General features: G+C 40.7%; 8 protein-coding genes, 2 tRNA genes and 2 pseudogenes. 5 read left to right on the top strand and 7 right to left on the bottom strand.

Annotation, left to right across the window (positions count from 1 at the left end; translation table 11 throughout):
* Window positions 1-6: 6 nt before the first annotated feature.
* Both GPJ68_RS09440 and GPJ68_RS09435 read right to left on the bottom strand, forming a co-directional pair.
* Entirely contained in the window at window positions 7-1,281 is a 1,275-nt protein-coding gene (locus tag GPJ68_RS09440; RefSeq protein WP_023063283.1) for an integrase arm-type DNA-binding domain-containing protein, read from the bottom strand.
* Window positions 1,282-1,461: 180 nt separating this feature from the next.
* Window positions 1,462-1,537 (bottom strand) — tRNA-Asn (locus GPJ68_RS09435).
* A gap of 160 nt (window positions 1,538-1,697) precedes the next feature.
* Between GPJ68_RS09435 and GPJ68_RS09430 the strand changes: the two genes are divergently transcribed.
* The 3 genes and pseudogenes from GPJ68_RS09430 to GPJ68_RS09420 all read left to right on the top strand — a co-directional run bounded on the left by GPJ68_RS09430 (window position 1,698) and on the right by GPJ68_RS09420 (window position 4,814).
* Window positions 1,698-3,185, top strand: a complete 1,488-nt coding sequence (locus GPJ68_RS09430; RefSeq protein ID WP_049040618.1) for an EmmdR/YeeO family multidrug/toxin efflux MATE transporter — start codon at window positions 1,698-1,700, stop codon at window positions 3,183-3,185.
* Window positions 3,186-3,284: 99 nt separating this feature from the next.
* Window positions 3,285-3,360: transfer RNA gene (locus GPJ68_RS09425), tRNA-Asn, on the top strand.
* Window positions 3,361-3,540: 180 nt separating this feature from the next.
* Window positions 3,541-4,814: pseudogene (locus GPJ68_RS09420) on the top strand (tyrosine-type recombinase/integrase).
* Window positions 4,815-4,860: 46 nt separating this feature from the next.
* Here GPJ68_RS09420 and GPJ68_RS09415 read toward each other — a convergent pair.
* Window positions 4,861-6,249 (bottom strand): SpnT protein, encoded by a 1,389-nt coding sequence (locus GPJ68_RS09415; RefSeq protein WP_180837264.1) that lies wholly within the window; start codon window positions 6,247-6,249, stop codon window positions 4,861-4,863.
* Window positions 6,250-6,443: 194 nt separating this feature from the next.
* On the opposite strand from GPJ68_RS09415, the gene GPJ68_RS09410 reads away from it, so the two are divergent.
* Complete coding sequence (locus tag GPJ68_RS09410) at window positions 6,444-8,447, top strand: site-specific DNA-methyltransferase (RefSeq protein WP_180837261.1); 2,004 nt, start codon at window positions 6,444-6,446, stop codon at window positions 8,445-8,447.
* 9 nt (window positions 8,448-8,456) lie between these two features.
* A complete protein-coding gene (locus GPJ68_RS09405) occupies window positions 8,457-11,417 on the top strand; it encodes a type III restriction-modification system endonuclease (protein WP_180837259.1) in 2,961 nt (986 codons plus the stop codon).
* A 496-nt stretch (window positions 11,418-11,913) separates the two neighbouring features.
* Here GPJ68_RS09405 and GPJ68_RS09400 read toward each other — a convergent pair whose 3' ends face one another.
* The 4 genes and pseudogenes from GPJ68_RS09400 to GPJ68_RS09385 form a co-directional block, all read right to left on the bottom strand.
* Complete coding sequence (locus tag GPJ68_RS09400; RefSeq protein WP_048240822.1) at window positions 11,914-12,132, bottom strand: hypothetical protein; 219 nt, start codon at window positions 12,130-12,132, stop codon at window positions 11,914-11,916.
* Window positions 12,133-12,293: 161 nt separating this feature from the next.
* Window positions 12,294-13,848: pseudogene (locus GPJ68_RS09395) on the bottom strand (prepilin-type N-terminal cleavage/methylation domain-containing protein).
* A gap of 203 nt (window positions 13,849-14,051) precedes the next feature.
* The gene (locus GPJ68_RS09390) at window positions 14,052-14,621 is read right to left on the bottom strand and encodes a type 4 pilus major pilin (RefSeq protein WP_180836779.1); all 570 of its coding nucleotides are present in this window, start codon (window positions 14,619-14,621) and stop codon (window positions 14,052-14,054) included.
* A 568-nt stretch (window positions 14,622-15,189) separates the two neighbouring features.
* Window positions 15,190-15,513 (bottom strand): conjugal transfer protein TraD, encoded by a 324-nt coding sequence (locus GPJ68_RS09385; protein WP_063924608.1) that lies wholly within the window; start codon window positions 15,511-15,513, stop codon window positions 15,190-15,192.
* Window positions 15,514-15,598: the final 85 nt, after the last annotated feature.

The raw sequence follows: 15,598 nt of genomic DNA, 5'->3' as shown, positions 1-15,598 counted from the left end.
TTCCCTTTATTTATTTGAAGCAAACTCAAACGGCCTGACCATATCGTTGCTGTTAGCATCAAGGAAATCAGCCCACCACTGAAGCATCAGGCGACGCTGCTCAAGATGTTTTGCCTTGTGGGTATAAGCAGCACGGACGCTGTTGCTTTCCTTATGGCTCATTTGAAGCTCTACAGCGTCTTCTGACCATAGCCCGGACTCAATTAAGGCACTACAGGCCAGAGTGCGGAAACCGTGTCCACAGATGTCCTGCTTCGTGTCATAGCCCATATTGCGGAGGGCTTTGTTGATGGTGTTTTCACTCATGGGCTTAAACGAGTCATAACAGCCAGTAAAGATTAACCCATCATCTTGACCTTCTTCATAAGTCAGTTGTCGGATCTCTTTGAGTATCTTCATGGCCTGCTTACAAAGGGGAACGAAGTGCTTACGCTTCATTTTAGCCCCACGAGTCGAATGTTTGACGTTTTCAATTGCTTCACGCTGTTCGGGTATCACCCATAACTTACTTTTGAAATCAATTTCTGACCAGCGAGCGAAACGCAACTCACTGGAACGAATGAAAATCATCAGATTGAGCTGTATTGCCAGTATGGTTAACCTGCGGCCTTTGTATTCGGCAATTTTGTTCAGTAGCTGGGGTATTTCTTCCAGCTCAAGTGCAGGGCGGTGTTCAGTTTGTGGTTTCTGAACTGCACCTTCCATATCATAGGCTGGGTTATGGCGTATCAGCTTTTGCTGGACGGCATGACGCAGGATTGCCGTAATGTATTGTTGAATGCGCATGGCAACTTCAAGATAACCAAGTGCCTCAACCTTTTTCACCGGAACCAGCAGATCACCCGTATCCAGTTCGGCAACATCTTTGTCACCGATTACCGGGAAGACATAAGTTTCAAGGCGCTTCCATACGGCATCACCATAATCATCAGACCATTTTGTTTTCGTAGAGAACCACGCTTTGGCTACTGTTCTGAAGGAGCGTGTATTATCACGTTTGGCTTTAAGCTCTTTAACCTCTGCCTGTTTCTTTGCATTAGGGTCAATACCCTGAGCCAGAAGCCTTCTGGCCTCGTCACGGCGTTGTCTTGCGTCAGAAAGAGAAACTGCAGGGTAAACACCAATAGAGAAGAGTTTTTGTTTCCCTTCGAAGCGGTAAGCCATTTGCCAGTATTTCGAACCTTTAGGGGTAACACGAAGGAACATACCAAAGCCATCAGTAAGCTTGTATTCCTTCTCAAGGGGTTTTGCATTTTTTGCTTTAATATCAGTCAGTGACATGAAAACACCCCCTCATTTGTTGGTAAAAGGGAAATCGAACCAGCATTACCAGCATTTTTACCATCAAAATGATATGGCTTCGAGTGGTTTTTAGTGAACGAGGGTGAACGACTGAGAGGGGATAACCAATTGATAGAAATGCAGAAAGCAGACGTTAGTGAACGTCTGCTTTCTTGAAAATGGCTCCTCTGACTGGACTCGAACCAGTGACATACGGATTAACAGTCCGCCGTTCTACCGACTGAACTACAGAGGAATCGTTGTGGAGGCTTATCTTAGCGGCGAAAAAAATTTTGTCAAACCCCATTTCCCCGAATAAGTTTCAATTGATGCTTCTCTCGACAGTTTGTTGCATTTCCAGACATTTTAAATGGAAAAAACTTTGCAGCTTTTTGGTTTCTCCCTCATCATTTGAAATGAGGTTTCAACTTTCTTCTTTAAGGTCCACTTTGAACGTCTCCGCTGCCTTACGCCAGGTCGCTTCCCGCACGCCCTGGTATGCCAAACGCAAGAGTTATAAGGTTCTCTTTTGGCGCGAAATCACTCCGCTTGCTGTCCCCATTTTTCTGGAAAACACCTGTGTGCTGTTGATGGGCGTACTGAGTACCTTCCTTGTTAGCTGGTTGGGAAAAGAAGCAATGGCTGGCGTTGGTCTCGCTGACAGTTTCAACATGGTCATCATGGCGTTTTTTGCCGCCATCGATCTGGGAACCACGGTGGTGGTAGCATTTAGCCTGGGAAAACGAGATCGTCGACGGGCAAGGGCAGCAGCCAGACAATCGCTGGTGATCATGACGATTTTTGCTACCGTGCTGGCAGCGGTCATTCACTATTTTGGTGAACAGATTATTGACGTTGTCGCCGGTGAAGCAACCCCCGATGTTAAGGCTTTGGCACTCACCTATCTGGAGCTAACGGTGCTCAGCTACCCGGCGGCGGCTATTGCTTTGATCGGTAGCGGCGCACTCCGCGGAGCCGGTAATACCAAAATTCCGCTGTTGATTAATGGCGGTATGAATATCCTAAATATCATCATCAGTAGCATCCTGATCTACGGGGTCTTTTCCTGGCAAGGGCTGGGATTTGTGGGGGCAGGACTCGGGCTGACCATTTCACGCTACATCGGTGCGTTCGCCATTATCTGGGTGCTGATGATTGGTTTTAATCCGGCGCTGCGTATTCCTTTCAAAAGCTATTTTAAACCGCTCAATCTCGCCATTATCTGGGAAGTTATGGGGATCGGTATTCCGGCAAGTATTGAGTCAGTGCTATTTAATGGCGGTAAACTGTTAACACAGATGTTTGTCTCCGGCATGGGAACCAGCGTAATTGCCGGAAACTTCATTGCATTTTCCATCGCCGCGCTCATCAACCTGCCGGGGAATGCTTTAGGCTCCGCGTCGACAATCATTACCGGCAGGCGTCTGGGAAATGGTCAGATTGCCCAAGCGGAAATCCAGTTACGCCATATATTCTGGCTCTCAACAATCGGCTTAACCGCCATCGCCTGGCTAACCGCCCCCTTTGCCGGCGTTATGGCCTCATTTTATACCCACGATCAGGATGTAAAAGAGGTCATAGTCATCCTAATTTGGCTCAACGCAGCGTTTATGCCGATATGGGCAGCATCCTGGGTGCTACCATCAGGGTTTAAGGGCGCACGTGATGTGCGTTTTGCGATGTGGGTATCGATGTTGGGCATGTGGGGCTGTCGCGTTGTGGCGGGTTACACCTTGGGAATTGTATTAGGATGGGGCGTAGTCGGCGTTTGGTTAGGGATGTTCTTCGACTGGGCCGTGCGCGCCGCGTTATTTTACTGGCGTATGGTTACAGGCCGCTGGTTATGGAAATATCCTCGCCCCGAGCGTGAAAAGTGCATAAAACAACCGGTTGCGTCTGAATAAGCGGCGAAATGGGGAATATTTCAGCAAACGATCGCATTTATCTATTCAGGCTTTGACAACGCTGAGTGGCATCGCTAATATTCGCCTCGTTCACACGATTCCTCTGTAGTTCAGTCGGTAGAACGGCGGACTGTTAATCCGTATGTCACTGGTTCGAGTCCAGTCAGAGGAGCCAATTTAAGGGAAGCAGACGTTCACTAACGTCTGCTTTCTGCATTTCTATCAATTGGTTATCCCCTCTCAGTCGTTCACCCTCGTTCACTAAAAACCACTCGAAGCCATATCATTTTGATGGTAAAAATGCTGGTAATGCTGGTTCGATTTCCCTTTTACCAACAAATGAGGGGGTGTTTTCATGTCACTGACTGATATTAAAGCAAAAAATGCAAAACCCCTTGAGAAGGAATACAAGCTTACTGATGGCTTTGGTATGTTCCTTCGTGTTACCCCTAAAGGTTCGAAATACTGGCAAATGGCTTACCGCTTCGAAGGGAAACAAAAACTCTTCTCTATTGGTGTTTACCCTGCAGTTTCTCTTTCTGACGCAAGACAACGCCGTGACGAGGCCAGAAGGCTTCTGGCTCAGGGTATTGACCCTAATGCAAAGAAACAGGCAGAGGTTAAAGAGCTTAAAGCCAAACGTGATAATACACGCTCCTTCAGAACAGTAGCCAAAGCGTGGTTCTCTACGAAAACAAAATGGTCTGATGATTATGGTGATGCCGTATGGAAGCGCCTTGAAACTTATGTCTTCCCGGTAATCGGTGACAAAGATGTTGCCGAACTGGATACGGGTGATCTGCTGGTTCCGGTGAAAAAGGTTGAGGCACTTGGTTATCTTGAAGTTGCCATGCGCATTCAACAATACATTACGGCAATCCTGCGTCATGCCGTCCAGCAAAAGCTGATACGCCATAACCCAGCCTATGATATGGAAGGTGCAGTTCAGAAACCACAAACTGAACACCGCCCTGCACTTGAGCTGGAAGAAATACCCCAGCTACTGAACAAAATTGCCGAATACAAAGGCCGCAGGTTAACCATACTGGCAATACAGCTCAATCTGATGATTTTCATTCGTTCCAGTGAGCTTCGTTTCGCTCGCTGGTCTGAAATTGATTTCAAAAGTAAGTTATGGGTGATACCCGAACAGCGTGAAGCAATTGAAAACGTCAAACATTCGACTCGTGGGCTAAAATGAAGCGTAAGCACTTCGTTCCCCTTTGTAAGCAGGCCATGAAGATACTCAAAGAGATCCGACAACTGACTTATGAAGAAGGCCATGATGATGGATTAATCTTCACTGGCTGTTATGACTCGTTTAAACCCATGAGTGAAAACACCATCAACAAAGCCCTGCGTAATATGGGATATAACACGAAGCAGGACATCTGTGGACACGGTTTCCGCACTCTGGCCTGTAGTGCCTTGATTGAGTCCGGTTTATGGTCAGAAGACGCTGTAGAGCTTCAGATGAGCCATAAGGAAAGCAACAGTGTCCGGGCAGCTTATACCCACAAGGCTAAACACCTTGAACAGCGCCGCCTGATGCTTCAGTGGTGGGCTGATTTCCTTGATGCTAACAGCAACGATATGGTCAGGCCGTTTGAGTTTGCTTCAAATAAATAAAGGGAAAGGCCGTTCGCGGCCTTTCAACTTCATGCTTAATTACACTCTATGCTGAATATGATACTGAATCTTTCTCTATCACTAAACCAGCGATTTTTTCCAGCATTATTTCCCAGAGTGCGTATTTTCTTTTGTGCTCAATAAACAGAGATTTTAAATACTCTTCTGTTGAAGGGATTTTTTCAGTCCATGCAATATCTTTACTGTAATCAATGCTTTTTTTCATATCAGATGCCGCATAGGTGTAGTATTTACTCTGAGAACGACTGATACTGTCCTCTGCCAGCACTCTACGGAGCAAAGTTGCAGAACATGCATAACCATGCCTGTAAAGTTCACTCGATAAGGTACGAACTAAAGAACCGCGTAATAAAGACATCATCTCTGCGATTTCATTTTCACTCGCATTCATGACTTCAGAATCAAGTTTTCCATAACTATCTGTCCCGGACAAGAAAAGAATAACAAACGGAAAGCCTTTTTTCTTTGCTATGCCAGAGAACAAATCCAGTGAGTCATTATTTTTCTCTACCCGATTATAGATATTATAAAAAATAACATCACACCTGTTCTTAAATCCGTCTATACAAATTGTTTTTGCCTGCTGAATCTCGCCTTCTTCAATCAACGCCAGAGCCAACACCTCAGTCCATTTATCACGAAGCCCTGCCTGATCAACTGATTTATCTTCTTTGATTTTATTGAGAACCTGAATGGCTTCCTCAGTGCACAGTTCATCAACCAGCAACTCAGCAAACTTAATGATGTATTCTGGCTGGTTCAGTTTTCTTTTCTCAAAGCATTGCCTGATGAAATCAACATCCCTGATATACAGACTTAACTCAACAGCATAATTAACATCACCTGTCTTAAGAAGACTTTCCCTTAAAGCACGAATAACATTGTATCCCAGATCTTTTTTATACTTATCAAAAATATCAAAGTTAAAATATACATCACCTTTAAGCACGGAAAGTATTTTATCCGCTATAACATCAATGCTTTTGTCTTTTTGTAGGGACAGGGATTTTAACCATGTTTCGACAGCACCATTATAATAGTCCATCCATGATCCATCTGATGTATCAGCAATTTCGCTGATTTTATCAAATGAGAGCAGTAAATCATGGCAAAACGCCTCGGTTTTTTCAGGCAGCGTTGATACCGTCTTTTCAAGTGGAAATATGACATTCCTGTATAGCCCCTCAAAAAAAATCGCTGCTTCATAATAATCATAAAAGCGTTTTGTTTTAATTACCCTTTTGTATTCAGCCTCAGCCTTTTTCAGTGATTCTTCTGGAGTTAACAGATATTTATTAATAAGAAAGGATTTTGCCTGACCATTATCCTCTGCAATATCACAAATTATTTGCATGAGTTGATCGGCAGGTATTTCTTTGAGTAAAGCAAGTTGTTTCTTGTTCAGTTTAGCCATCATCACATCCTGATAATGTTTGGTAGACGCAGAAAAGCTAATTGTACTAACACGAGGACAGAACATTCAATAAAAGCATTAACATAATGATTTAAAAAGAAATCTGTAGCACGCTGTTCATTGATGAAATGCACTATTTACCGTAAAATATCCCCCATCACACAGTAACCTGATACAGATACGTGGAATGGTCAATGAACAAACTTTCGCCTGAAATGCCCGAACTGCAATCAATGAATATCACTGCTGATAACATCACCAAGCTTAAATCATTGTTTCCTGAAGCTTTTAATGAAGACAGTGTTGATTTTGAGGTTTTAAAGCAGCTTTTGGGTGAGAATGTAGACGACAAAGAAGAACGCTATGGCCTGAACTGGCATGGTAAGCGTCAGGCTCGTCAGCTTGCTCTGACGCCTTCCCGTGGCACCTTACGCCCATGTAAAGATGAAAGCGTTGATTGGGATAACACCAAGAACCTTATGATCGAGGGTGATAACCTTGAAGTGTTAAAGCTTCTTCAAAAAAGCTACGCTGGAAAAGTTAAGCTTATATATATTGATCCTCCTTACAACACCGGGAAAGATTTTGTTTATTCTGATAACTTCCAAGATAACATGAAAAATTATCTTGAAATGACAGGACAAACAGAAGATGGGGTACGAATCACCACAAACGCAGAAACCAGTGGGCGTTATCATACTGACTGGTTAAATATGATTTACCCCAGATTAAAACTTGCTAAAAATTTACTTAGGAATGATGGTATATTTATTGCCAGTATCGATGATGCGGAACTGAGCAATTTTAAAATCGTGCTAAATGAAATTTTCGGAGAAGAAAACCACCTCGGCACTCTGGTTTGGGATAGAAATAGAAAAAATGATGCCAAGTTTATTTCTGTAGGCCATGAGTATATGTTGGTTTACGCTAAAGATATTCAGTCATTAATAAATAACAACATAGTCTTAAGAGAAGAGAGAGAAGGATTAGAAGAAGCCAAGGTAATATATAAAAGATTAGTTAAGGAATATGGCGACGATTGGGATAAAATAAAATCCGGATGGATTAAATGGTTTGATAACATTCCATTATCAGATCCCAAGAGACGCATGATGCGTTTTGTAAAAGTTGGTTCTCGGGGACCATATCGAGACGATGGAAATATAAGCTGGCCCGGCGGAAATGGACCAAGATACGAAGTTTTGCATCCTATAACAAAAAAACCAGTTCCAGTTCCTTCAAGAGGATGGGTTTATCCAAATGAATTGAGATTCTGGGAGGAGTACAATAAAGGGAAAGTCGTATTTGGGCCTGATCATACAACATCAGCTAGAATTGCATCATATCTTTTTGAGAGTGAAGGACAAGTTTTACCTAGTGTTTTTTATAGTTATGCACAAACTTCTACTCAGGATTTTTTATCATTAATGGGTGAGAAAGTTTTCGATAACCCCAAAAGCAGAAAAGATATAGCACGCTTGATTAATTACTTTACAAAAGAAGACGATCTTATCTTGGACTTTTTTGCTGGTTCTGGAACCACGGGACATTCTGTTTATGACATTAATGCGCAAAAGAGTGCCAACAGACGCTTTATCCTTGTTCAGTTGCCAGAGCGTTTACATACAAGTGTGAAAGAACAAAAAATCGCTTACGAATTCTGTAATAAAAATGGAAAAAAAGTAAATATCACTGAAATAACTAAAGAACGTCTGCGCCGAGCAGGTAAAAAGGTTCGTGAAGATAATCCAGACTGGAATGGTGATATTGGTTTTCGTGTTTTCAAACTCGATACATCTAATATCCGTCCGTGGGAAGCCACAGCAGAAACCCTTTCAGAACAGATAGATGCCTATGTAAGCCCAATCCTTGAAGGCCGTAGTGAAGAAGATTTGCTCACAGAGTTAATGCTAAAGCGTGGCATTGACTTGAGTGTAAACATTGAAACCCGTCAGTTTGATGAATTAACTGTTTCTTGTGTTGATGGTGGCAAATTGTTTACCTGCTTTACCCGTCAAATCCCTGCATCTTCAGTAGAAGAACTGACCAAGGGGATCATCGACTGGCATAAGAGTTTGAAGGCTGGCAAAGATACTGTCTGCTATTTCCTTGATGACGCATTTGAAAATAACGTTGCTAAAACAAATCTTTGCGCCATTCTGGAACAACATGGCCTAACTAACCTGCACAGCCTGTAAGGGAATGAGATGAAACTACATTTTGAATCTGACCTTACCTATCAGCAAAACGCCATAACTTCGGTCTGTGATTTGTTTGAAGGGCAAGAGAAATGGGAAAGCGAAATGACTGTGCTGGCCCCAGCTCAGGGTGCTCTCTCATTTGAAGGTTCTACGGGTTCAATGCCTGTTAACCCACAAATACCCGAAGATGATGTACTGCTTAAAAATCTGAACAATGTTCAGTTGAAAAATCAGCTTCCTCCCTCACCTGTGCTCGACAGCCATGATTTTACTGTCGAAATGGAAACAGGGACAGGTAAAACGTATGTTTATCTTCGCACCATGCTGGAGCTGAATAAACGCTATGGCATGAGTAAATTTATTATTGTGGTTCCTTCAGTTGCTATCAAGGAAGGCGTTTATAAAACACTACAGATCACGGAAGAGCATTTCAAAAGCCTGTATGCGGGTATCCCATACGAATACTATCTTTATGATTCGGCAAAACCTGCGGATGTTCGAAATTTTGCAACCAGTTCAGTTATGCAGATCATGGTAATGACGGTGGGTGCGATTAACAAAAAAGATGTTAACAAGCTCTATCAGTCCAGTGAAAAAACAACTGTGGATGATCTGGATAAGCCCATTGATTTAATCCGTGCTACACGTCCAATTATTATTGTCGATGAACCGCAAAGTGTTGATGGTGGCTTGAACGGTGCGGGTAAAACCGCACTTGATGCTATGCACCCTATGTTCACCTTACGCTATTCAGCGACACATGTGCATAAACATCATATGGTGTATCGCCTCGATGCCATTGATGCTTACAATCAGAAACTGGTCAAACAAATTGAAGTTGCCGGGCTTGAAGTCCAGAATGCAAGCAATAGCCCCTATGTAAAACTGGTCAGTATTAACAGTAAGAAGAATAGCATTAGCGCGACTGTTATTGTTGATATAGCCGATAAAAAAGGGAATGTAACTCGTTCTGAAATTACCGTGCATGACGGTATGACACTTGATGACGAAACGGGGCGTGATATTTATCAGGGATACAGGATAAGTGAGATCCGCACGGGCAAAGAAGGCTATCTGACACTGGAGACGCCTTCTAATACCTACTATATGCAAGTGGGTGATGTCGTGGGTGATATTGACCCGATGCTCATCCAGCGTCATATGATTAGGCGTACAATTCGTGAACATCTTGATAAAGAACTTCGCCTGAATTCCCAGCAAATCAAGGTTCTCACCCTGTTCTTCATTGATAAGGTTGATTTCTATCGCCAGACTAATGAAGAAGGACTTCGTGAACCGGGTGAATATGCTCGTATCTTTGAAGAAGAATATCTAAAAGCGATCAAAAGCCCCGCATATAAAGATTTGCTCCCTTCTCATCCAGAACATGCTAAAGACGTTCATGATGGTTATTTCTCCATTGATAAAAAAGGTGGATGGGCTGAAACAACCGAAAGCAATAATGCAGGCCGCGAAAATGCGGAACGCGGTTATAACCTCATCATGAAAAATAAAGAGAAGCTTTTGAGTTTCTCGAATCCAGTGAGGTTTATTTTTTCACACTCTGCTTTGAAAGAAGGCTGGGATAATCCAAATGTATTCCAGATCTGTAGCCTTCGTGAGATGGGGAGTGAACGCGAACGCCGTCAGACATTAGGCCGTGGGCTTCGCCTGTGTGTTAACCAAGATGGTGAGCGTGTCCGGGATGACAGCATTAACATTCTGACTGTAGTTGCCAGTGAAAATTATCAAGCCTACGCCGAGCGCTTACAGTCTGAAATTGAGAACGAAACAGGCATCCGTTTTGGCATCGTCGAAAAAGATGCGTTTGCCCATCTGATATGCTCTGATTCCTCACAAGTTGTAGGTATCATCGCTTCACAGGAGATATGGTCTGAACTACATGCTGAAGGTTATCTGGAAAAAACCGGGAAAATCACCAAAACACTGAAAGAGACTCTTTTCGATGGCACTTTTACTGTTAGCGAAAAGTTCCTTACCCTTCAGGAGCAAATTGAATCTATCCTGCGTAAATCAGCAGGACGACTCAATATAAATAATGCTGATGAGCGTAAAGTAATCAAATACCGGAAAGAGGTCTTAAACAGCCCGGAATTTGAAGCGTTATGGCAGCGCATTTGTCAAAAAACGCTGTACCGACTGGCATTTGATGAAGAAGAATTGATTAAATCCTGTACGAAATCACTTTCTGAAATGCAGCCTGTAGCAAAAGCAATGGTCAGTTTCAGCAAAGCAACAATCAAACAAAGTCAATCTGGCCTTGATGTTAAAGCTCTGTCTAATGGGACAACAAGCACTGTAATTGATGTTGCAGAGCAGCCATTGCCAGATATTCTTGGTGTTCTACAGGAAAAAACCGGACTGACAAGACGCAGTTTAAGCACCATCCTGAAAGAGAGTGGAAGACTCGCTGATTTTGCTAAAAATCCACAGCAGTTTATCAGTGAAGCTATAGGCCGAATCAACTACTGCAAACGCCTGTCAATTGTTGATGGTATTAAATATTATCCACTAAAAGGAGAGGTGTATGCGCAAAGTCTCTTTATGGATAAAGAGCTAACAGGATATGCCCGTAATCTTTTTGAAACCTCGTCTAAATCAGTTTATGAATACGTTCCTAAAGATTCTGAAGTCGAAAGCCATTTCGCTCAGGAACTCGAAGAACAGGATGAGGTGAAGCTTTATGTGAAGCTTCCCGGTTGGTTTAAAATCCCGACGCCACTGGGAACCTACAATCCTGACTGGGCCTTAGTTATAGAAGACAATGGTGAAGAACATATTTACTTTGTTGTAGAGACAAAAAACAAACACATTGGTCTTGGTAATGAAGAAGATGCGAAAATTACTTGCGGTAATGCTCATTTTAGCTCGCTCAAAGATCAGATGAGTAATCCTGCGAGATATATGCGTGCTACAAATATAAATGAAGTTTTAAGTGGCAAATAAAAGAGAAAAGGGCCTTTTGGCCCTTTCTTTTACCGTCAAGGGAACTACACATTGGGTAGGGTACATATCCCATATATGAAGCATATCAGACAATTTATGAAGTAAATATTCGAAAGTATATTTTACTGGATATAATATTAAACATTGATTATCAAATATATTTATCCATTTAAATAAAATATCATCATAGTTACTCACCCTGAATAAATTTAATCCTCCACAACAGTCTGTCTGGAGGATCAAATCAAGTCTCTGACGCCTTGTAATATCATACAAAAGGATAGTTATATTTTAGAATATCAGGACAAGGTATATAACAACCTAACATCAATGAGAGAGAAAAATTAAAACATCTGGCAGCCAAAATAAAAACATGTTAGCTATAAATAGATATAGCACTCTTTATTCTTAAGTCAAGTTACTATTTAAGTTTTATCTAATCATCTCGCTTTACCTATATCCCCATCGAACTATTTATTAAAAATAAGTAAGTCTATCAATTTTTATTTTGACTACCAGAATTTCCTTTAACCCACTCCCCATTAGCAAGAACCTCACCATGACCATATTTATCATGATTTAACGGTGCATTTTTTATTTTAATCTTTGAAACTACCTGTTTATCTGACTGTGGAAAAGCATACTTTGGTTCACTAGCATGGGACATAGTTGAAAAACAAAATAAAGCTGACAATACTAATATTCTCTTATTCATAAATCACTCCTGTTATTTTTTGGTTTAAGTTCCCCTGAAATGTAAAACATAAAAAACTGTTAGAAAATCGGGATGCATTAAATATATAATTACATCCCGATGGAAATCAAATTTATCTTGCATAAATTAAGATAAAATCAAGTATAATAAGACAATCATCCTTATCTACATTGATATAATATTCTATCTTTAACCACTGTTGTGCCGCCACCATGACTACCACCACCTAACTGTTCAGTTGATGTTGTATAAAACAATTCTTTCGCTATAGTTCCTGACTGACATGAGCAGGCATTTGTTTCCGGGTTATTAACCAAGCAAGAACCTTGGTTTTTTGTAAAAAATCCTGAAGTTCCAGAGGCTTTAACCCATTTACCACTAACACATGATAATAGTAATCCATTTGATGCAGTTGCCTGTAAACCATTTGGAGAGCAACCCGACCCTACATTTGCTTTTCCATTTATGTATAAAAACTCCCCGGCATTAAGTCTACCATCAGCATCAATATTTCCATTAGAATGAACATAGTTTGAGTTTAAGTTTCCTGATGCCCAGACATATTGAGTATTGACCTGATGCCCTACATTAATGTCATTTGATGCATAAATATTACCACTACTATTTAAATAAGCATTAACAGCACCTCCAGAGCCTGCACCAACTGTTCCGGCAGCATAAACATCATTAGTTCTTAGACCACCACTCCAGCCTGAAGGCAATTCATTAGGATCAAGACCATTAGTCGCAAGGCGTTGCTGTATTTTTGCGTTTTTCCACACTTGTAATACTGTTGTATAATTCGCAGCATTAGGAGAATAAATGCTTAATGGCCTTACCCCATTACTTAATCTTATTTCATAATCCTCCCCTGATGCATCACCCCCTAATGTAATTGTATCCCCATATCCATTATGTGCGATAACTTCATGTGCTGCATTTATATTTCCATTCGATGTAATATTACCACCAAAACTCCCTGCCCCTGCCGCTGTAATGTCTTTTACATTAGTGATGCTATTACCACCCATATTCAGGTTGCCGGTCATAGGTAGTGTTCCATCACGACGAAGATAGATAGCATATAACGAGCTGTTATACCCGACTCTGAAGGCAAGTAATCCATCTCTTGTAATATTGTTGAATGCGGTGTTTTGTTCCTTCCACTGGCTTTGGAATCCAGCAACAGAGGTCGCATCCTTTGTCATACCACTGTCAACACCAGCAACTTGCATTGCTTTACCAAGAAGATCATAACGGATGTGTCCGCCTTCGATCCATGCTGATGATGTTGTAATCAAACCGTTAATAACATAGTTAGGTGCGGTTCCTTCACGTTTAACCTTCACGTTTAAGTATAATTTTATAGGGAGACTTATATATGTTATTCCCGTTATATGATGCAGGTAGTAACCCCTCATTAACAAGAGTATGGTAATCAATTTCACAGCCTGTAGAATTACAGGTTCTTGGTCCCGGATCGCTACTTTGATTACTGCTTGATGTCAGTGTAGATAACTTATCATATCTCATACTGATATAACCATTAACTGCCTCACCTAATTGTTTAATTTGTTCCCCTGCTGTTTTAGCAACTAAATCCTCTTGTTCAACTTTCATATCTTGGAATTTTATTAAAGCTATTGCACTGCCGATGCCTAGAGCAAGGATCAGCTCCAATAGTGAAAATCCCTTTTTTATACCAAACATTTTCATTTCCCACCTCACATAATAAAATATATAACTCTACAATTAACAGAGGTGTAAAATAAATCAAGGCCGCAAAAACACAAATATAGAAAGCATGTATGAAAATTAGACGGACGGGCTACTGGATGTATTCTAAGAAAATGATACTTATTATTAAAATAATAATCTCACTGTGATGGTGAGATTATTACACGAGAGAGAAAAACAATTTATATGGACGTGAAAATCAACTTATTACTGTTTCCACCTTTATCACACTCTGTAGCAGTAGACGCCACATTTAAAACTCCACCTGCAGCTTTAACATTACCTGCTGTGCCAACACCTGCAGTATAGAAGTTTCCTGCTGCTGCCGTGATGATCTTCGTGCATTCAGATGCCGGAACATTTTCATAAGTGATGGTAAATGAAGAACCATCCGCCCCTGACGGACCAGTTTTATCCGCAGCCAATGTAACATTTCCTTTGAAAGCATTGATGGGCTTAGCGGCTGAACCAGAACCACTTAACATATTATCCGGGAATATCTTCGCCCGAACAGCAACAGAGTTAGTTAATCCAGTAAAACTGGAGGCAGAAGTGAAGAGTGCTTTCACACCAGCCTGTATCGTTGCGATGTTATTACTTTCAGCCTGTGCTCTCTGTGATGCCTGTACTTTAGGATATACTATAAAAGCGGCTACAACTAAGGCTGCTATAATACCCAAAACAAGTAATAGTTCTAAAAGAGAGAAACCTTTTTTACTTTTTTTGTTTTTAATTAATACTGTTTTTTTCATTTCCTTTATATCTCCTTGGTTAACTGGAAAGATATAAAATAGATAGCGGAAACATAATATAAAACAATACCAAATAAAATCTTTATCGCAATTTAACCGATAAACGGACGACCTTTAAAGCACAAAAAAACACAGAGGAAAAACAAGATTTTTTCTATTGGATGATAAATAATACTTTCAATTTAATGGATACTTAGATAATTGATGATTATTTTAAAAGAAAAAGGGCTGGGATAAACCCAACCCTTTAACTGGAAGATAACTTCCTGACTTTATTAAAACCACCGCAGATTTACAAGATTGAATATGGAGTTATTCATCTGTAGTAGTACTTAAAAAATATAATAAATAAGATTGTTTGTCAAATCTTTTTTAAGAAATATGCAGTTAATTAAGAAATTAAAAAAACAACAACCGCCCTATAAGGGTTAAATAGGGCGGCTTGTTGTCAGGACGTGAAAAAATGTATTTTATTATATAAGGATTGAATGTGTTAATTTAGAAATCAACATATGATGTTAATTAAAATATTATTGTTTGTATGTCAAATTAAAAATTGAAGATTATATTAAGTTTTCCTACCTTTAATGCTAGCCAGAAATAACAGTCCATTTTTTCTAAATCTCACCTTATCGTCAGGATGTAGATTTGGGATCTCCAACAGCATTCCTAAAACTAGTTCCTTATCAACCGTGAAAACATCACAATCTAATGCTTTAGCAACTTCTGCACCTAGAATGATCTTCTGACGAGTTTCAATCTGTTTAGTTTCTTGCTTGGATTTATGTTGTAAGCGATTCAAACGCATCTGAGCTGAAGCCAACTGCTGTTCTAATGTCTTTTTAATACGTGGCTTAGTTCTGTTTTTTTGCTTTTCTGATATGTCATCCATAATCGTTCCTCTTATCGGTTATATATGGATCATATACAACAATAGAACTTTATCGTCAAATCGACTTTTACAAAAGATCCGACAT

Origin of the sequence: Citrobacter sp. 172116965 (assembly GCF_013458095.1) — a bacterium.
Lineage (GTDB): Bacteria > Pseudomonadota > Gammaproteobacteria > Enterobacterales > Enterobacteriaceae > Citrobacter > Citrobacter braakii.
The sequence above is the reverse complement of the archived record's forward strand: the minus strand, read 5'-3'. Positions and strand labels throughout refer to the sequence as shown.